The sequence below is a fragment of the Nocardioides islandensis genome, from assembly GCF_015352455.1.
GTDB lineage: Bacteria > Actinomycetota > Actinomycetes > Propionibacteriales > Nocardioidaceae > Nocardioides > Nocardioides islandensis.
In genome coordinates, this window is sequence record NZ_JADKPN010000001.1 from 960,954 (window position 1) to 976,558 (window position 15,605).

Genomic DNA, 15,605 nt, shown 5'->3' on the forward strand with positions numbered 1-15,605 from the left:
GCTCCCAACTAAACGGAGGTTTACACTCCGTTTGACCGTACGTCGCCGTATGAACGTCGTCAAGGGAAGCGGAGGATCTTCCTCCGAATGTCTGGCTAGACTCGTCCCATGCGCGCCGACGCTCGTCGCAACCACGAGCAGGTGCTCCGCGCCGCGCGCGACGTCTTCCTCGAGCGCGGGCTCGACGCGCCCCTGGAGGACGTGGCCCGCCGCGCAGGCGTCGGGATCGGCACGCTGTACCGGCGTTTCGGCGACCGCGACGGACTCGTGCGCGCGGTGCTGCTCGAGGCCCTGGCTCAGTCGCGGGACGCCGCCGAGGAGGCGCTGGCCGACGAGGACGAGGCGTACGACGGCCTCGACCGGCTCGCGACGTACCTGCGGCGGATGCTCGACGCCCGGGTCGCCGCGATCATGCCGATGGCCGTGGCTCGCGGTGCCGACCCGGCGCTGGACGAGCCGCGCGAGACGTCGGCGCGGGCGGTCCAGGCGCTGGTGACCGCGGCGCACGACGACGGCACGTTGGGCAAGGAGGTCAGCTTCGGCGACGTCGGCACCCTGCTCGTCCGGCTGTCCCGGCCCCTCCCCGGCGGCGTGGACCCGGCGCTCGACAGCGAGCTCGCGCACCGGCAGCTCGAGATCCTGCTGGCCGGCCTGCGCGCCGGCGTACCTGCCCTCGAGGGCGAGGGTCCGTCCCGTGGGGACCTGCGACGGGGCAGGTCCGGCTAGCCGGCAGGGGCTGGTGGGTGCAGCACGACCCGGGCCGTCGTGCACACCTGGTCGTCGACCACGCCGTCCACGTCGACGACGGCGAGCGAGCGGCCCGGGTGCCGTACGGCGGCCCGCCACGTCACCGGGACGCCGATCGGGATGGCCCTCGTGTAGACGATGTGGATCGAGGACGTGACCAGCCCCGGCGCCAGCGCGCCGGCGACGATGTCGGCGGCGAACATCGAGATGCCGCCGTGCAGGTTGTCCCCCTCGTTGGCGAGCACGTCGGTGGTCGGCATGGTGACGCCGTCGCGCAGCGACAGCAGCCGCTCCAGGTCGCCGGGACGCGGAGGACCTCCCCAGGCGCCCTCCTCGACGAGCCCCTTGGGAGCGCGGACGAACCGGCCACGCTGGGTGCACACGGCGAGCCGCTTCCCGGACTCGTCGCGCACCGTGCCGCTCGCGAACCCGCCCTGGGCGTCGCTGGCCACCAGCTTGCCGTCGGCGAGCAGCCGGCCGGTCGTGGGCAGCGTCCGCAGCACGTCGAGGGTGATCTCCGTGCTCACCGACCAGCGGCCGCTGGGCAGGTCCGCGGTGATCGCGTACCCCAGCAGGTCGTCGACCAGCACGGCCAGGGCTCCCGCCGGCGTACGTCGCTCGACCGCGAGCCACGGTCCCACCGGCATCGAGCCGCGGAAGACCTCTCCCTCGACGCTGAGCTCGCCCATCCGCAGCAGTGCCTCGGGGCCGGTGTGCACGACCGGGAGGACGACCCGTCTCTCGGGCGTGGTGCTCACGGCCGCAGGGTAGTGCTCAGCCGCTCGGCCCACCCACCCGCTCGGGCGTACTGGTCCGCCGCTGCGCCTGGCTAGCGTCCGCGCCATGGCCGATGAGCACACCAACACCCTGTCCGTCTTCGACAGCGGCGGCGACGGACGCCCCGTCGTGCTCATCCACGGCTGGCCGCTGAGCCACGTATCGTGGTCGCCACAGACCGAGGCCCTGGCCGACGCCGGGTACCGCGTCGTGGCCTACGACCGGCGCGGCTTCGGCAAGTCCGACCCTGGCGACTCCTACGACTACGACGCGCTGACCGACGACCTCGCGAACGTCATCGACGACCTCGAGCTCGACGACGTCACGCTGGTCGGGTTCTCGATGGGCGGCGGCGAGGTGGCCAGGTACGTCACGCGGCACGGCGAGGACAAGCTGCGCAGCGTGGTCTTCGCGGCGGCCATCCTGCCGGCCCTGGTGCAGTCGGACGGCAACCCCGACGGTGCGCTCGACGAGGAGTCGGCCGCGGAGCTGCGCGAGGGTCTGGAGAGGGACCGCGACGGGTTCTTCGAGGAGTTCACGACCAACCTCTTCTCGGCCAACGGCGAGCTGAAGGTCGCCGAGGAGAAGCGTCAGGAGGCACTCGCGATCGCCCAGCAGTCGGACCGGGAGGCCGCCCTCGCGTGCATGGACGCCTGGGGCACCGACTTCCGCAACGACGTCGCGGCGGTCACCGTGCCGACGCTGGTGATCCACGGCGACGCCGACGCCATCGTGCCGCTGGACGGTTCGGGCAGGCGCACCCACGCGGCCATCGAGGGCAGCGAGCTGGTGGTCATCGAGGACGGCCCGCACGCCATCAACGGCTCGCACCCGCGCGAGTTCAACCAGGCGTTGCTCGGCTTCCTGGAGAAGTAGCCCCCTTCACGGCCGCGCCGTGTGGTCCGGGTTGCCCTTGGTGCGCCGGTCCTCCTTCATCTCCGCCTCGAAGATGTGCCGCCGCCCGAGCACCAGCTGGTCGCGGGCCTTGGCCTCCAGCTCCTTGAAGAGCCGGTAGTACCCGTCGTCGTACTCCTCGACGACCTGGAACGTCCAGCGTCCCTCGATCACGTTGCGGCCGATCAGCCTCGACTGGATCTCGCCGGCGAGTGAGTCGTGACCGGCCTCGCGGAGCTGGTCGACCGCCTCGCCGAGCGCGAGGTCGGCCATGCCGGTGAGCCGGTGGAAGGCGTAGAGGTAGCCGCGGGCGTTCTCGACGACCTCGAGCGCCTCCGACAGCTTGCCGAGCGCCTCGACCGTCAGGTCGTCGACGCCGTCGGGGCGGGTGTGTTCCGGGGCGGGTACGTCAGGGCTCATGGGGTCAAGGTACGTCGGGTCACGCCTCGGGCAGCACGCAGAACTCGTTGCCCTCGGGGTCGGCCAGCGTGGTCCAGCCCGGCCGGTCCCAGAGGTGGGTGGCGCCGCGGCCCAGGAGCTCGGCGGGGTCGCCGTACAGGTCACAGTGGACGCGGTTCTTGACGGTCTTCGGCTCGGGGACCGGCACGAAGTCCATGGTGAGGACGTCGTCGGGGGTGGCGTGGAGGAGCGTCCACCAGCCGCCGCCGTGCTCGGCGTTGTCGGAGAGCTCCGCGCGGAGCGCCTCGGCCCACCACGTGGCGACCCGCTCCGGGTCGGCGCTGTCCACGACGATGCCGTGCACCCGCCACTGCGGAAGCGTGTCGCGCACGAACGCGCAGAACTCGTTGCCCTCCGGGTCGCGCATCGTGGTCCAGCTGAACCCGCTCTCCTCCGCGGGCAGGTCCACGAGGGCGCCGAGCGCGGTCAGGTCGTCGACCGACTGCGTGTAGACGTCCAGGTGCACGCGGTTCTTCACGGTCTTGGGCTCGGGCACCGGGACGACCAGGAGGTTCTCGTGCTCGGCCCGGCCGATCACGTCCGCCGGCCCGCCGCTCTCGGCCGCTCTCACGGTCCCGCCGCTCACCGCCGCCCAGAACGTCGCGAGGTCGCTCGCGGGGTTGGCGGTGTCGATGCAGACGCAGCGGAATCGGGCCATGGGCGCGACGGTACCGATGAGTCCGGACACCCCGCGTGGTCGGATCGGGCATGACGTCCAAGCAGGAGCACGCCCGCGGCGTCGTTGGGGTAGTCCGGTGTGAATGGGTTCCGAAACTGCCCAGATCACGACCCATTCACACCGGACTATCCCGAAACAGCGTCGGGAAGCGGGTGGGTGGTGAGGAGCTCGTCGAGGACGTCGGCGACGGTACGGCGGGCGAGGGTGCGGCGCAGGGCGGCGTCGGCGTCGGCGTAGAGGTCGGCGAGGACGGGGCGGATGCCGAAGCCGACGGGGCACTCCAGGTTGGGCTCGTGGGGGTGGAGGGCGAACGGCGCCTCGGCGTCGCCGAGGGCGGCGTACACCTCGTCCAGCCGGATCGCGGAGGCCGGCCGGGCCAGCGACCAGCCGGCCCCCGGACCGCGGCCGGAGACGACGAGACCGGCGTCGCGCAACGGCCCGAGGGCCTTCCGTACCAGGGCCGGGTTGCTGGCCAGGCTGGCGGCGACGTGCTCCGAGGTGAGCGACGGGTACCCCCGTCGCGCCGCCAGCTCCAGCCAGCAGAGGGCGTGGATCGCGGTCGTCAGGCGGGAGTTCGCGGACACGGCTAGAGTGTAACAATGTCGATTACGGATTTGCCGGTGGTGGAGCTGCGCCAGTACACGTTGAAGCCCGGCGCGCGTGACACGCTGGTCGAGATCTTCGAGGCGCACTTCATCGAGAGCCAGGAAGCGCTCGGGACGAGCATCGGCGGCCTCTTCCGCGACCTCGACGACCCGGACCGGTTCGTCTGGATGCGCGGCTTCGCGTCGATGGAGGAGCGGAGGGACGCGCTCCAGGCGTTCTACTTCGCCAGCGAGGCCTGGAGGACGCACGGCCCGGCCGCCAACGCGACCATGGTCGACAGCGACGACGTGCTCCTCCTCCGCCCGACGGACCCACCGCGCCGGGGCACCCCCGCCGGCGACGGGGACGTCCACGTGACGGTCTGGATCCACGAGCCGGGACGCGGCACCTGCGACCTGCTGACCCAGGCCCTGCCGCCGGGCGCGGCGGCCTGGCGGACCTTGCCCGCCGAGAACACCTTCCCCGCCCTGCCCGTCCGGCCGGACCACGCGTTCGTCGCCCTGACGGCGGCGGGCGAACCGGTCCCCGGCCAGGCGACCCAGACCCTCAGGCTCCGCCCGACTCCGAGGTCGCAGCACGCCTGAGCAGCAGGACCCGCTCGGCCTCGTTGCGGGTGAGCGAGGCCGCGAGGCGGAACGAGTCCGCGGCCTCCGAACCCCGGCCGGCGCGAGCCAGCAGGTCACCGCGTACGGCGTGCCAGGCGTACGACGACGACTCGACGGCGTCCAGCACCGCGAGCCCCGCCGACGGCCCGAACGCCCGGCCGTGCGCCACCGCCCGGTTCACCTCGACGGCCGGGTTGTCGCCCACCGAGGACAGCAGGTCGTACAACGACGCGATCCGCACCCAGTCCGTGTCCGCCGCGCGGCGAGCCCGGGCATGGCAGGCGGCGATCGCCGCCTGCACGGTGTAGACGCCGACCGGCTGCCCCGACGACTCGGCTCGCGCGAGCGCCGCCAGCCCGCGACGGATCAGCAGGTGGTCCCAGCGCGCACGGTCCTGGTCCTCCAGCAGGACCGGCTCACCGGAGGAAGACGTGCGCGCGTGGAACCGCGACGCCTGGAGCTCCAGCAGGGCCTGGAGCCCGTGCACCTCGGCGTCGGACGGCGCGAGCGCCGCCAGCATGCGGGCCAGCCGGAGGGCCTCGAGACAGAGGTCGGTGCGCATCCAGGAGTCGCCCGACGTGGCGGCGTACCCCTCGTTGAAGACCAGGTAGACCACGGCCATCACGTCGTCGAGGCGAGAGGCGCGCTCGGCACCGATCGGCATCTCGAGCGAGGCTCCCGACTCCGCCAGCGTCTTCTTCGCCCGCGAGATCCGCTGCCCGACCGCGGTGTCCTTCACCTGGAAGCCGCGCGCGATCTCCTCGACCGTCAACCCGCCGACCAGGCGCAGCGTCAGGGCGGCGCGCGACTCCGCCGTCAGCGCGGGGTGGCACGTCAGGAACATCAGCCGCAGCACGTCGTCCTCGACGTGGTCGACCTGGTCGACGAGCTCGCCCACGGACTCCTCCGTCATCTCGTGCCCGAGGCGGTTCACCTCGGCGCGGTGCCGCTCGGCGCGGCGGAACGTGTCGATGGCCCGGCGCTTGGCGACCGTCATCAGCCAGGCGCCGGGGTTGGCGGGTACGCCGTCGCGCGGCCACGCCTCCAGGGCCGCGACGAGCGCGTCCTGGGCGAGGTCCTCGGCCAGCTGGAGGTCGCGGGTGATCCGGAGCAGCCCGGAGACGATCCGGGGCGACTCCAGCTGCCAGACCGCGACGACGGCGTCCTCGGGAGAAGTCACCGGGTGGGCGGGCCCTCCTCCGGACCGGCGATCCGGCGGACGTCGGCCGAGCCCTCCCAGCCGGGCCAGTGGTCGAGGTGCACCTGCATCATCCGGCGCGCGCCCTCCACGGCCTCCTCGTGCGAGCGGACGTCGAGCACGGCGTACCCGCCGACGACCTCCTTGGCCTCGGCGTACGGTCCGTCGGTCCGCGCCAGCGCACCGGCCCGCAGCGTGAACGTCGTCTGCTGGTCGTCCATCAGCCCGCCGGCGTCGATCATCAGCCCGCTCGCGAACGCCTCGCCCATCGCCACATCCATCGCCGCCACCAGGTCCGGCGGTGGCGGGCCCACGTCGGACCGCATCGACAGCATCACCATGTAGCGCATCTCATCTCCTTCTCTCGCCGATGCGTCGAACCGACCGTGGGTGCTTCGACATCCTGCCGCGCAGAACTCAGGATGGCTGCGTGGACCCGCTCGCCGCCGCCCTCGACGTCGCCGACCGGCTGGGCCTCGATGCGAGCGGGACGGTGGTGCTGCGCGAGACCCGATCGCTGGTCGTGCACCTCGCCCCCTCGCCGGTGGTGGCCCGGATCTGGCCTGCGGGCCAGCGGGAGGCGTCGACGGTACGGCGCGAGGTCGAGGTCACCGCGTACCTCGCCGAGGCCGGGGCCGCGGTCGCCGCGCCGTACGACGACCCCGGCCCCTTCGAGTCGGACGGCCACGAGCTGACGCTGTGGCGGTACGTCGACCACGACCCCGACCGACCGGTCGACGGCGCCGCGGCCGGGCACGCCCTGCGCGACGTGCACGACGTGCTCACCGACCGCGACCTGCCCGACCTGCCGCACTTCGTCCGCCTCGACGAGGTACGCCGGATCGTGCCGACCCTGGACGTGACCGGCGCCGAGGCCGCTGACCTCGCGGAGATGCTGGCCAGGGCCGAGGAGCGGGTAGAGGTCCTCGACGTACCTCTCCAGCCCGTGCACGGAGACTCCTGGCTCGGCAACGTGCTCCGCACGCCCGAGGGTCCGCTGTGGTCGGACTTCGAGCTGCTCTGCCGCGCGCCTCGCGAGCTGGACGTCGCCTGCAACGAGAACGCCGCACGGCACCGCGGCCGGCGGCCCGAGGACGACGCGTTCCGCACGGCCTACGGGCCGGTCGACGAGGCGCTGCTCGCCGAGGTGTCCACGCTGGGCCTGGTGCCGCTGACGGCGTGGACCTTCCAGCTGGCCGCGCTGCAGCCCCGGGCGACCGAGCTGGCCCGTACGCGCCTGGCCTGGGCCCTGGAGGGCCTGCGAACACGCCCCTGAGGGTGATGAGACCGGTTGCGTGCGGGGGGAGAGTGGGGGGCGTGGCTCTGGACACCGTGGTGCTCGACGTGGACGGCACGCTCGTCGACAGCGTGTACGCCCGCACCCTGGCGTGGAAGGCCGCTTTCCGCGAGGTCGGCGTCGAGGTGCCCAGCCACCGCATCCACCGCGCGATCGGGATGGGCGGCGACCGGGTGGTCGCCCACCTCGCCGGCGACGCGGTCGAGCACGGTGTCGGTGACGAGATACGTCGCCGGCAGACCGAGCACTTCGAGCGGTTGCTCCCCGACATCACCGCGACGGACGGCTCGGCCGAGCTGCTGGTGCTGCTGCGCGAGCGCGAGCTCCACGTGGTGGTGGCGAGCTCGGGCGAGCCCGGGCTGACCTCGCGGCTGCTGGAGCTGGTCGACGGCGGCCCGGGACTCGTGCACCGGATCGTCTGGGGATCACCGACCGTGCGCAGCAAGCCCGCCCCGGACCTGTTCCAGGCGGCGGTGGAGCAGGTCGGCGGCACCGAGGCGGTGGTCATCGGCGACTCGGTCTGGGACACGCAGGCCGCCCGCGCCGCCGGCCTGCCCTGCCTGGCGGTCCGCACCGGCGGCTTCGACGACGCCGAGCTGCTCGCCAACGGCGCGACGGCGGTGTACGAGGACCCGCGCGAGCTGCTGAAGGCACCCGAACTCTCCGGGTGAGCCTGGACCGGAACGTCTCGCCCGACTCGCGTGGTACTGGGCGGACGCCGGCGCCTGGCCGCCCTGGACCAGGGGCTGGTCGCGCGGGGCCGCGCTGCCGACGACGACGTGCGCGCCTACTCGCCGAAGGCCGCCATCACCGCGTCAGCCGTTCGGTGAGCGATGTCGTAGGCATCGGTCATCGCCTTGCGGAAGTGGAACCCACCCCAGATGCGCGCGTGGAAGGCGTCGAACTCCAGGTCCGTCAGCCGGGCATAGGTGCGCGGGTTGTTCGGGAAGTTGACCGAGCGCAGCTCGAGCTGCGCCGTCTCCCCGAGGGTCCGCCGGATCACCTGGACGGCCGGCCCGGTCAGGCAGCCGTGTCCGCTGACGTAGTCGGAGTAGTTCGGCATGGTGCGCAGGGGCGTCCACCCCGGCTGGGGCGTGGTCGCGCCGTTGGTGTCGTCGTACGCGCCGGAGATCGCCTGGAACGGACGCCAGAAGCCGACGTCGCGCTTGAGCATCCAGCAGTTGATCAGCGCGTCGGTCATGGCACCGTGGATCATCGCGAACAGCCGGGCGGTCCCGAGGATCCCGATCGGGTGCGACTCCAGATAGCGCACGAGGGCGTCGCCGACCATGGTCGCGGAGTTCGAGTCGAAGAACACGGCCGTGTCGGTCTGGGTCTGCGACCGCTGGGTCGGGGTCGCGCCGCCGCCGCCGTACAGCAGTGCCTCCTCGTAGTCGGCCGCCCACGCCGACGACCCGAGGCTGAACGGTCCGCTGACCGGGACCGGCTCGACGTAGAGAGGCCGCACGGAGCCGAGCCAGGCGGCGAGCATGTCGGTGTTGGGCGGGTTCGGGGTCCAGACGCCAGCACCAGCGGTCTTCCCGTAGTGGATCGTCGTGTCCAGGTAGCCGTCCCCGCGACGGCTCTCGACCATGTCCCGCCCGGCGTCGGCGCCGATCCGGGCACCCTTGGTGCGCTCGTGGCCGGCGCCGATCACGCCGAACGTCGTCACCAGATCCGCGTCGAGCTTGCTCGCGAACGCCGGGTAGTAGTGGACGAGCACGTCATGCGCGGCCTGCGCCACGGCAGCCGACTCCGAGCTGCTGCCCAGGTGGGCCGAGCGCTGGGCCGCGTGGTGCATCGCGTTCGAGACGAAGCCGAGGATCGGCACACCCACCGGGATGGGCGTGACCGGGGTGTCGGTGTAGAGGGTGCGGAAGGCGATCCGCTCCCAGTCGAGCACGGTCTGGCCGCTCTCGGCCGACGTCCTGCGCAGGCGCCGCGGAGCAGCGAGGGCCTCGGGTCCGAGGACGACGGCGGAGGTGGCCAGGGCCGCAGAGCCGACCGTGACCGAACGACGGGTGAGCATCATGGTGGGTCCCCCAGGGTGTGAAGAGTGAGTGGATGTCTCGACAGGACGACCCGCCAGACGGGGCGAGGGTTCCGTCTTTCCCTGGATAGAGGCGTGAGGTGTCGGTTCGGTATTAGCCTTCAGGCGAATCTCTCGACGCGCTCCTCGCCATCGGGATGTGCATGACCCCTGCGTCGTCGAACGCCGGGCCGGTGGGGACGAACCCGTACGACGCGTACCAGTCGCCCAGCCCGGTCTGCGCGTCGAGCCGTACCTCGCGGTCGCCGGTCAGCTCCAGCGCCGTGCGCACCAGCTCGTCGGCGAGACCCTGCCCGCGTGCGTGCCGGGCCACGAGCACGCGGCCGATCCGCGCCCAGTCGCCGTCGTCGAGCACCCGCGCGTACCCGACCAGCTCGCCGTCCCGCTCCAGCAGCAGGTGCCGGGTGGCCGGCTCGCGGTCGCGGCCGTCGAGGTCGGGGTACGGCGAGTGCTGCTCGACGACGAACACCTGCTGACGCAGTCGCCACACGTCGTACGCCGTCCGTGGGTCGAGGTCGTCGAACGCCAGCACCCGCACGGTCATCGCACGAACTCCACGGTCCGGGCGAACGCCTTCCTGGCCTCGGGCAGGTACGGGAGGAGCGGGTAGACGTGGATCAGGCCGCGCTCCTCGACCGCGGTCAGGTCCCAGCCCGCCTCCGCCGCTCGGCGCCGCAGCAGCCGGCAGCCTGGCGCCAGCAGATCTCGGGTGCCGTAGAACATGAGGGCGGGCGGCAGGCCCGAGAGGTCGCCCAGGCCGGGGCTGACCTCGGGGCGGCCGAGGTCCTCGGGCGTGCCGGCCCACCACTGGGCGTAGGTGCGCATCTTGCCCTTGAACAACCAGGGGTCGACCTCGTCGTAGGCGTCGGTCTCCGGGGTGCTCGTCGTCAGGTCCACCCACGGCGCGTGCAGCACCAGGTGCGTCGGCTGCGCCCCGCCGCGGTCCCGCAGCGCCAGCGCGAGCGCGAGTGCGTAACCACCACCGCTGGAGTCGCCGGCGAGCACGGTGCCGCCGGGCTCGCCCGCCCAGCGGGCGGCCAGCGCCGCGACCGGCTCGAAGCTGTCGCGCCACGAGTGCTCGGGGGCCAACGGGTAGTCGGGCAGCACGACGCGTGCGTCGACCGCGTCGGCCAGCAGGGCGGCGTACCGCACCTGCCACGCACTGATCGGCGCCATGAACCCGCCGCCGTGCAGGTAGAAGAGCGTGCGCGTCGGGGCCGCGCGACGTGGCGTGATGACGTAGGCCGGGAAGCCGGCCACGTCCTCGGTCACCACCGCGAACCGCTTGTCGAAACGCCGCACCGCGCCCGTAGGCAGGGTCCGGTCGAGCGTGGCGTGCCAGGCCTCGACCCGTGCCCGCTCGGCCGGCTCGTCGCCCTGCATCTCGCCGGCCTTCCGCATCCGGGGCACGACGCGTGCGTACACCGCGTGCAGGCGGGAGGGCATGGTGCGCAGCCTAGGGCTGCTCCTCGGTGGTCGAGGTGTGAGGCCGTTCACGGCCGAGCCTCGAGACCACGTGTCACAACTGAGCGGTGCCCGGTGTCTTGATGCCATGACGACCACCAGCACGTTCCGGATCCCGAAGGCCACCATCACGGGTCTCTACGGCCGCATCCTCTCGGCGTACGCCCGCCGCACCTGGGGCGAGGTACCCGACAACGCCTGCGTCCTCTGGCGCAACCAGAAGGTCATGAAGGAGAACGAGCGCGCCCGGTTCAACTCCGCGGCGGGTCTCCGCTCTGCCGGCACCGTACGGTCGGGCTCATGAGCTCGGGAACCGACGCGTTCGTGACGCATCGCAACCTGCTGTTCACGGTCGCCTACGAGATGCTCGGCTCGGCCGCCGACGCCGAGGACGTGCTCCAGGAGACGTGGCTGCGTTGGGCCGGGGTCGACCACGACGAGGTGCGTGACGAGCGCGCCTACCTCGTGCGCATCACGACCCGGCTCTCGCTCAACCGGCTGCGCACGCTGGCCCGGCAGCGGGAGACGTACGTCGGGCCGTGGCTGCCCGAGCCGCTGCTGACCACGCCCGACGTCGCCGACGACGTCGAGCTGGCCGACAGCGTCTCGACCGCGATGCTGGTCGTGCTGGAGACGCTGACGCCGACCGAGCGCGCCGTGTTCGTGCTGCGGGAGGTCTTCGACGTCGGGTACGACGAGATCGCGGACGCCGTGGACAAGTCCCCGGCCGCGGTACGTCAGATCGCCCACCGCGCCCGCAACCACGTCGAGGCCCGCCAGCCGCGCGAGCAGGTGAGCAGCCGCCAGCGGGAGGCGATCCTCGACCGGTTCGCCTGGGCCGTCGAGCACGGTGACATCCAGGCCCTGATGGACGTCCTGGCCCCGGACGTCGTGCTGATGACCGACGGTGGCGGGGTGAAGCAGGCGGCCCTGCGCCCGATCCTCGGCCGCGACAAGGCGCTGCGCTTCCTGGAGGGTGCCGCGACCAAGGGCGGCCCGATTGACGCCGTCCACCGCACGATGGTCAACGGCCGCCCGGGCCTGGCGTTCGTCATCGACGGGGCCGTCGACACGCTGCTGACGGTGCTCATCGAGGACGGGCTGGTTGCCGGCATGTACGCCGTCCGCAACCCGGCCAAGCTCACCCGGCTCGACGAGGCGGTGACACTGACACGCTAGGTCTGTCACAACTCGTCCGCGCGCTTCGTCAACCAGACATGACCACCACGAAGCAGTCCCAGAAGAAGTCCACCACCGCCTTCACCGCCGAGGAGCGCGCCGCCATGCAGGCGCGGGCCGACGAGGTGCGCGCCGGCCGCGGACGGGGCGCGGACAAGGCCGCCGCTGAAGCACAGGCGATGCTCGACGCCATCGCCGCGCTGGAGCCCGCCGACCGCGCCCTGGCGGAGAAGGTGCACGTCCTCGTCACCGAGGCGGCGCCGGAGCTCGCCCTCAAGACGTGGTACGGGATGCCGGCGTACTTCAAGGACGGCAAGGTCCTGTGCTACTTCAAGGCGGCCTCGAAGTTCAAGACGCGCTACGCCCAGCTCGGCTTCGAGGACGTCGCGCAGCTCGACGACGGCACCCTCTGGCCGACCGTCTACGCGATCACCGACGTCACCGAGGCGGACGCCATCAGCGCGCTGGTGCGGAAGGCCGTCGGCTGACCTTCAGGGGGAAGGTTCCGGGTCGGCCCAGGGTCCGTCCCCGATGAGTTCTGCATGTCTTCTCGGTCAATCTGGGTGTCACCGCAGCACCGAACACCAGTCAGGAGGCAGCGCCATGTGGGACACCATCCAGACCAGCTCGACACATCTCTCGCACGACCTCCCGTGCCTCCGCTGCGGCCACGCGGCGCACACCTTCCTCGCGTGCAGCGAGACCTGCGACTGCGCCCGGACCGACATGCCGGGCACGGCGGTCGGCGTGGGCGAGGGCCGGGGAGTCGTCGCCCTCGCCGCTTGACGGTGACCTCAAGCTGGACGCAGGTCCGTGCCCGCGCCGTCCACCGCAGGATGGAGCACACTCGTGTCGTGAAGGTCTGCTTGTCGGCCATTCCTGGACACGGCCACGTCCTGCCGATGGTGCCGCTGGCCGTCGCCGCGGCCAGCGCGGGTCACGAGGTCCTGTTCGTGGCCGGCAGCGAGTTCGTCGGACGGCTTCCCGTTCCGGTCCTCTCGGGAGTGCCGCAGGGGTTGACGCTCAGCGATGCAGAGGCCGAGGCGCGCGCCGAGATCCGGGACCCTGATGACCCGTTCGCGTTCCCTCGCGCGATGTTCGGTGTGGTCATGCCCCGTTACATCGCTCCGCGCCTGCTCGCGGAGTGGCAACGTCACGGCCTTCCCGACATCGTCATCCACGAAGGGTCCAACATCGGTGCAGCCCTCGCCGCGGCCGAGGCAGGCGTGCGGGCGGTGGTATTCCACATCTCCTTGTCCTCCCCCAAGGGTTTCGTCGGAATGCTCCAGCGCGACACGGGCGTTCGCTTCGCAACGATGATCGACCCGCGCCCTTCGACGTGGAGCGCGGGTGACGCGACCGGCATCGACCTGGTGCCCATCCGCTCGGTGGCCTGGTCCGAGCCGTCCGCCGACCTCCCGGCGTGGCTGACCGACCCGAGCGTCGGCCCGAAGGCGTACGTCACGCTGGGGACCGTGGCGTTCGGTGCGGTTCAGGTCCTCCGTCGCTCCGTCTTGGAGACCGCCGCCCGGTGTGCCGGGGTCGTCGTGGCCGCAGGACCTGAGGCGAACCTCGACGCGCTCGGCGACCTGCCGGCGAACGTGCACCTCGAGCGCTACGTCGACCAGGCAAGGGTCCTGCAGCACGTCGACGTGGCGGTCCACCACGGCGGCACCGGTACGACCCTCGGGTGCCTGGCCGCCGGAGTTCCCCAGGTCCTCACGCCCCAGGGTGCCGACCAGTTCCTCAACGCTGCACGGTTGGTCGAGCTGGGTCTCGGGCACGCCGTGGCCAACGATGCGCACGTCGGGGACGTGGAGCTGGCCGTCGGCAGCCTGCTGGAGGAGGAGTCACTGCGTGCGAGGGTGCGCGCCATGCGCGATGAGATCACCGCGATGCCATCGCCGGCGCAGGTCGTCGACGACGTCCTCGGTCGTGTGGGGGGCTGACCACTCCCTCAGGTTCCACTGTGACGCGAGACCGGCGAGGGCCGATCACGTGACGTCGGTCAGCAGGCAGAACGGGTGGCCGTGGGGGTCGGCGTACACCCGCCAGTTCTCGCCCTCACCCGGCAGTCGGGTGGCCCCGAGGTCGATCGCGGCGCGCTCGGCCTCGTCGGCGTCGGTGCTGACGGTGACGTCGAGGTGGAGCTGCTGGGGGTACGCCGGGTCGGGCCAGCGTGGCCGGCGGAGCTCGGCGACCTGCTGGAACATCACCTGCTCGCCCTCCTGGCCGATGAGGACGCCCTCGGGGCCGTCGTAGGTCACGTCGAGGCCGAGGAGCCCGGAGTAGAAGGTGCCGAGCGCGGGCGCGTCGTCGGTGTCGATGGTCACGGCGAAGACCTTGGTGCCCTCGGTGTCGCCGTCGGCCTTGCACAGGTCGAACGGGTGGCCGGCCGGGTCGGCCAACGTGATCCAGTGGTCGTTGCCGGCCAGCCGGCGGGCGCCGAGGCTCTCGGCGTGCGCGGCGGCGGCCTCGATGTCGGCCACCTGGAAGTCGACGTGCATCTGCTGCGGGTGAGCCGGGTCCGGCCACTGCGGCGGCACGAGGTCGGGCGCGTGCTGGATGCCGAACCGCCAGCCGTCGGCCGAGGTCAGCGTCACCCACTCGTCGTCGGCGTAGCGCTGGGTCATCCCCGCCACGCCGACGTAGAAATCGGACAGCGCCCGGAGGTCCGGCGCGTCCCACACGATCGTCTTCAGCTTGCCCACCATGCCTGCCCCTTTCGTCCCGGACATCCTGTCTCAGGCCGCCGACAGCGCGTCCACGACCGGGGCCAGGTCGGACCGATCGGTCCGGGCGAGCAGGTAGATCCCGCGGAGCACGGGCTGCCGGACGCGCAGCACGGCCAGGTCGCTGCGCAGCGCAGGCAGCAGCATGGCGGGAACGATCGCGACGCCGAGGCCCGCCGCCACCATCCCGGTCTTGGCGAGCAGGTCGTCGGCCGTCGAGGAGACCTGCGGCTCGAAGCCGGCGCGCGCGGCCAGCTGGCGCAGCATCACCTCCGACCCCACGTTGTCCTCGATCCAGGTCTCGCCGGCCAGCCGCTTCAGGTCGATCCGGCGTCCGCGCGCCAGCCGGTGACCGGGCTCGGCGATCACGACCACCTCGTCGTCGTACAGGTGCGTCGCCCTCAGCCCCTCGTCGCGCGGCAGGCCGGGCGGCGCGTCGGTCACGACCGCCGCGTCGAGCTCGCGGCTGAGCACCATCGGGCTGAGCTCGGGCGTGAGGCGGGAGACGACGGTGACCTCGGGACCGCCCGCCTCGCGGAGACGACCGATGGCTCGAGGGACGACAGAGGCGGTGGCGGAGGGTACGGCGCCCAGCACGAGCGTCGCGGGCCGGTCGGTCGCCGTGCGCGCCGACTCGCGCCCGCGCCGGGCCTCGTTCACGACCAGACGGGCGTGGGGGAGCAGGGCGGCGCCGGCCGCGGTCGGCGTGACGCCGCGCGGTCCGCGGTCGAGCAGGCGGACGCCGACCTCGCGCTCGAGCGCCGCCACCTGCCGCGAGAGGCCGGGCTGGGTGAAGCCGGTCGCCTCCGCGGCCGCCCTCAGCGAACCGGTCCGGCAGACCTCCACGAAGGCGTTCCACGGGGTGAGCGGCACGCGGACATCATGACGGATCGTTGTCGCAGACATGCGCGACTTGCG

General features: G+C 72.4%; 21 protein-coding genes. 10 read left to right on the forward strand and 11 right to left on the reverse strand.

Going from position 1 to position 15,605, the window contains the following annotated elements; translation table 11 throughout:
• Positions 1-108: 108 nt before the first annotated feature.
• On the forward strand, positions 109-726 hold the full coding sequence (locus ISU07_RS04685; RefSeq protein ID WP_194705527.1) for a TetR/AcrR family transcriptional regulator: 618 nt from the start codon (positions 109-111) through the stop codon (positions 724-726).
• Here the strand turns inward: ISU07_RS04685 and ISU07_RS04690 are convergent.
• Entirely contained in the window at positions 723-1,505 is a 783-nt protein-coding gene (locus ISU07_RS04690; RefSeq protein ID WP_194705528.1) for a PaaI family thioesterase, read from the reverse strand. The two genes, ISU07_RS04685 and ISU07_RS04690, sit on opposite strands and share 4 nt — an antisense overlap.
• 85 nt (positions 1,506-1,590) lie before the next feature.
• On the opposite strand from ISU07_RS04690, the gene ISU07_RS04695 reads away from it, so the two are divergent.
• On the forward strand, positions 1,591-2,400 hold the full coding sequence (locus ISU07_RS04695) for an alpha/beta fold hydrolase (protein WP_194705529.1): 810 nt from the start codon (positions 1,591-1,593) through the stop codon (positions 2,398-2,400).
• 6 nt (positions 2,401-2,406) lie between these two features.
• Here ISU07_RS04695 and ISU07_RS04700 read toward each other — a convergent pair whose 3' ends face one another.
• The 3 genes from ISU07_RS04700 to ISU07_RS04710 form a co-directional block, all read right to left on the reverse strand.
• Entirely contained in the window at positions 2,407-2,838 is a 432-nt protein-coding gene (locus tag ISU07_RS04700; RefSeq protein ID WP_194705530.1) for a hypothetical protein, read from the reverse strand.
• A gap of 19 nt (positions 2,839-2,857) precedes the next feature.
• Positions 2,858-3,535 (reverse strand): VOC family protein, encoded by a 678-nt coding sequence (locus tag ISU07_RS04705; protein ID WP_194705531.1) that lies wholly within the window; start codon positions 3,533-3,535, stop codon positions 2,858-2,860.
• A 146-nt stretch (positions 3,536-3,681) separates the two neighbouring features.
• A complete protein-coding gene (locus ISU07_RS04710; RefSeq protein ID WP_194705532.1) occupies positions 3,682-4,140 on the reverse strand; it encodes an Rrf2 family transcriptional regulator in 459 nt (152 codons plus the stop codon).
• Between the two features lie 15 nt (positions 4,141-4,155).
• Here ISU07_RS04710 and ISU07_RS04715 point away from each other — a divergent pair, with 15 nt between their 5' ends.
• Positions 4,156-4,746, forward strand: a complete 591-nt coding sequence (locus ISU07_RS04715) for an NIPSNAP family protein (RefSeq protein ID WP_194705533.1) — start codon at positions 4,156-4,158, stop codon at positions 4,744-4,746.
• Here ISU07_RS04715 and ISU07_RS04720 read toward each other — a convergent pair.
• Both ISU07_RS04720 and ISU07_RS04725 read right to left on the reverse strand, forming a co-directional pair.
• Positions 4,709-5,947 carry an RNA polymerase sigma factor gene (locus ISU07_RS04720; RefSeq protein ID WP_323742432.1) on the reverse strand — a complete coding sequence of 413 codons (1,239 nt, stop codon included), beginning with the start codon at positions 5,945-5,947 and terminating at the stop codon, positions 4,709-4,711. The two genes, ISU07_RS04715 and ISU07_RS04720, sit on opposite strands and share 38 nt — an antisense overlap.
• The gene (locus tag ISU07_RS04725; protein WP_194705534.1) at positions 5,944-6,315 is read right to left on the reverse strand and encodes a YciI family protein; all 372 of its coding nucleotides are present in this window, start codon (positions 6,313-6,315) and stop codon (positions 5,944-5,946) included. Before ISU07_RS04725 ends, ISU07_RS04720 begins: the two co-directional genes overlap by 4 nt.
• Before the next feature lie 80 nt (positions 6,316-6,395).
• On the opposite strand from ISU07_RS04725, the gene ISU07_RS04730 reads away from it, so the two are divergent.
• Positions 6,396-7,241: a phosphotransferase family protein gene (locus tag ISU07_RS04730; RefSeq protein WP_194705535.1), complete on the forward strand. Its 846-nt coding sequence runs from the start codon at positions 6,396-6,398 to the stop codon at positions 7,239-7,241.
• A 41-nt stretch (positions 7,242-7,282) separates the two neighbouring features.
• Positions 7,283-7,933: an HAD family hydrolase gene (locus ISU07_RS04735; protein ID WP_194705536.1), complete on the forward strand. Its 651-nt coding sequence runs from the start codon at positions 7,283-7,285 to the stop codon at positions 7,931-7,933.
• A 116-nt stretch (positions 7,934-8,049) separates the two neighbouring features.
• Here ISU07_RS04735 and ISU07_RS04740 read toward each other — a convergent pair whose 3' ends face one another.
• From ISU07_RS04740 to ISU07_RS04750, 3 genes are all read right to left on the reverse strand, one after another.
• Complete coding sequence (locus ISU07_RS04740) at positions 8,050-9,294, reverse strand: vanadium-dependent haloperoxidase (RefSeq protein ID WP_194705537.1); 1,245 nt, start codon at positions 9,292-9,294, stop codon at positions 8,050-8,052.
• Between the two features lie 112 nt (positions 9,295-9,406).
• Positions 9,407-9,856, reverse strand: a complete 450-nt coding sequence (locus ISU07_RS04745) for a GNAT family N-acetyltransferase (protein ID WP_194705538.1) — start codon at positions 9,854-9,856, stop codon at positions 9,407-9,409.
• Positions 9,853-10,758 carry an alpha/beta hydrolase gene (locus tag ISU07_RS04750; RefSeq protein WP_194705539.1) on the reverse strand — a complete coding sequence of 302 codons (906 nt, stop codon included), beginning with the start codon at positions 10,756-10,758 and terminating at the stop codon, positions 9,853-9,855. Before ISU07_RS04750 ends, ISU07_RS04745 begins: the two co-directional genes overlap by 4 nt.
• A gap of 106 nt (positions 10,759-10,864) precedes the next feature.
• Between ISU07_RS04750 and ISU07_RS04755 the strand changes: the two genes are divergently transcribed.
• The 5 genes from ISU07_RS04755 (at position 10,865) to ISU07_RS24665 (ending at position 13,904) form a co-directional block, all read left to right on the forward strand.
• On the forward strand, positions 10,865-11,080 hold the full coding sequence (locus tag ISU07_RS04755; protein WP_194705540.1) for a hypothetical protein: 216 nt from the start codon (positions 10,865-10,867) through the stop codon (positions 11,078-11,080).
• On the forward strand, positions 11,077-11,955 hold the full coding sequence (locus ISU07_RS04760; RefSeq protein ID WP_194705541.1) for an RNA polymerase sigma-70 factor: 879 nt from the start codon (positions 11,077-11,079) through the stop codon (positions 11,953-11,955). The genes ISU07_RS04755 and ISU07_RS04760 overlap by 4 nt, the downstream gene beginning before the upstream one ends.
• Before the next feature lie 38 nt (positions 11,956-11,993).
• Positions 11,994-12,443, forward strand: a complete 450-nt coding sequence (locus ISU07_RS04765) for an iron chaperone (protein WP_194705542.1) — start codon at positions 11,994-11,996, stop codon at positions 12,441-12,443.
• 115 nt (positions 12,444-12,558) lie between these two features.
• Positions 12,559-12,741, forward strand: a complete 183-nt coding sequence (locus ISU07_RS04770; protein WP_194705543.1) for a hypothetical protein — start codon at positions 12,559-12,561, stop codon at positions 12,739-12,741.
• Between the two features lie 68 nt (positions 12,742-12,809).
• The gene (locus ISU07_RS24665; RefSeq protein WP_194705544.1) at positions 12,810-13,904 is read left to right on the forward strand and encodes a glycosyltransferase; all 1,095 of its coding nucleotides are present in this window, start codon (positions 12,810-12,812) and stop codon (positions 13,902-13,904) included.
• 45 nt (positions 13,905-13,949) lie between these two features.
• On the opposite strand, the gene ISU07_RS04780 is transcribed toward ISU07_RS24665, so the two are convergent.
• A complete protein-coding gene (locus ISU07_RS04780) occupies positions 13,950-14,669 on the reverse strand; it encodes a VOC family protein (protein ID WP_194705545.1) in 720 nt (239 codons plus the stop codon).
• 30 nt (positions 14,670-14,699) lie between these two features.
• Positions 14,700-15,560 (reverse strand): LysR family transcriptional regulator, encoded by an 861-nt coding sequence (locus ISU07_RS04785; protein WP_194705546.1) that lies wholly within the window; start codon positions 15,558-15,560, stop codon positions 14,700-14,702.
• Positions 15,561-15,605: the final 45 nt, after the last annotated feature.

Excerpts from the sequence above, each read along its gene's own strand:
- ISU07_RS04685 (WP_194705527.1), top strand. The coding sequence starts at position 109 with ATGCGCGCCGACGCTCGTCGCAACCACGAGCAGGTGCTCCGCGCCGCG.
- ISU07_RS04695 (WP_194705529.1), top strand. The coding sequence starts at position 1,591 with ATGGCCGATGAGCACACCAACACCCTGTCCGTCTTCGACAGCGGCGGC.
- ISU07_RS04700 (WP_194705530.1), bottom strand. The coding sequence starts at position 2,838 with ATGAGCCCTGACGTACCCGCCCCGGAACACACCCGCCCCGACGGCGTC.
- ISU07_RS04705 (WP_194705531.1), bottom strand. The coding sequence starts at position 3,535 with ATGGCCCGATTCCGCTGCGTCTGCATCGACACCGCCAACCCCGCGAGC.
- ISU07_RS04715 (WP_194705533.1), top strand. The coding sequence starts at position 4,156 with ATGTCGATTACGGATTTGCCGGTGGTGGAGCTGCGCCAGTACACGTTG.
- ISU07_RS04725 (WP_194705534.1), bottom strand. The coding sequence starts at position 6,315 with ATGCGCTACATGGTGATGCTGTCGATGCGGTCCGACGTGGGCCCGCCA.
- ISU07_RS04740 (WP_194705537.1), bottom strand. The coding sequence starts at position 9,294 with ATGATGCTCACCCGTCGTTCGGTCACGGTCGGCTCTGCGGCCCTGGCC.
- ISU07_RS04745 (WP_194705538.1), bottom strand. The coding sequence starts at position 9,856 with ATGACCGTGCGGGTGCTGGCGTTCGACGACCTCGACCCACGGACGGCG.
- ISU07_RS04750 (WP_194705539.1), bottom strand. The coding sequence starts at position 10,758 with ATGCCCTCCCGCCTGCACGCGGTGTACGCACGCGTCGTGCCCCGGATG.
- ISU07_RS04755 (WP_194705540.1), top strand. The coding sequence starts at position 10,865 with ATGACGACCACCAGCACGTTCCGGATCCCGAAGGCCACCATCACGGGT.
- ISU07_RS04760 (WP_194705541.1), top strand. The coding sequence starts at position 11,077 with ATGAGCTCGGGAACCGACGCGTTCGTGACGCATCGCAACCTGCTGTTC.
- ISU07_RS04765 (WP_194705542.1), top strand. The coding sequence starts at position 11,994 with ATGACCACCACGAAGCAGTCCCAGAAGAAGTCCACCACCGCCTTCACC.
- ISU07_RS04770 (WP_194705543.1), top strand. The coding sequence starts at position 12,559 with ATGTGGGACACCATCCAGACCAGCTCGACACATCTCTCGCACGACCTC.
- ISU07_RS04780 (WP_194705545.1), bottom strand. The coding sequence starts at position 14,669 with ATGGTGGGCAAGCTGAAGACGATCGTGTGGGACGCGCCGGACCTCCGG.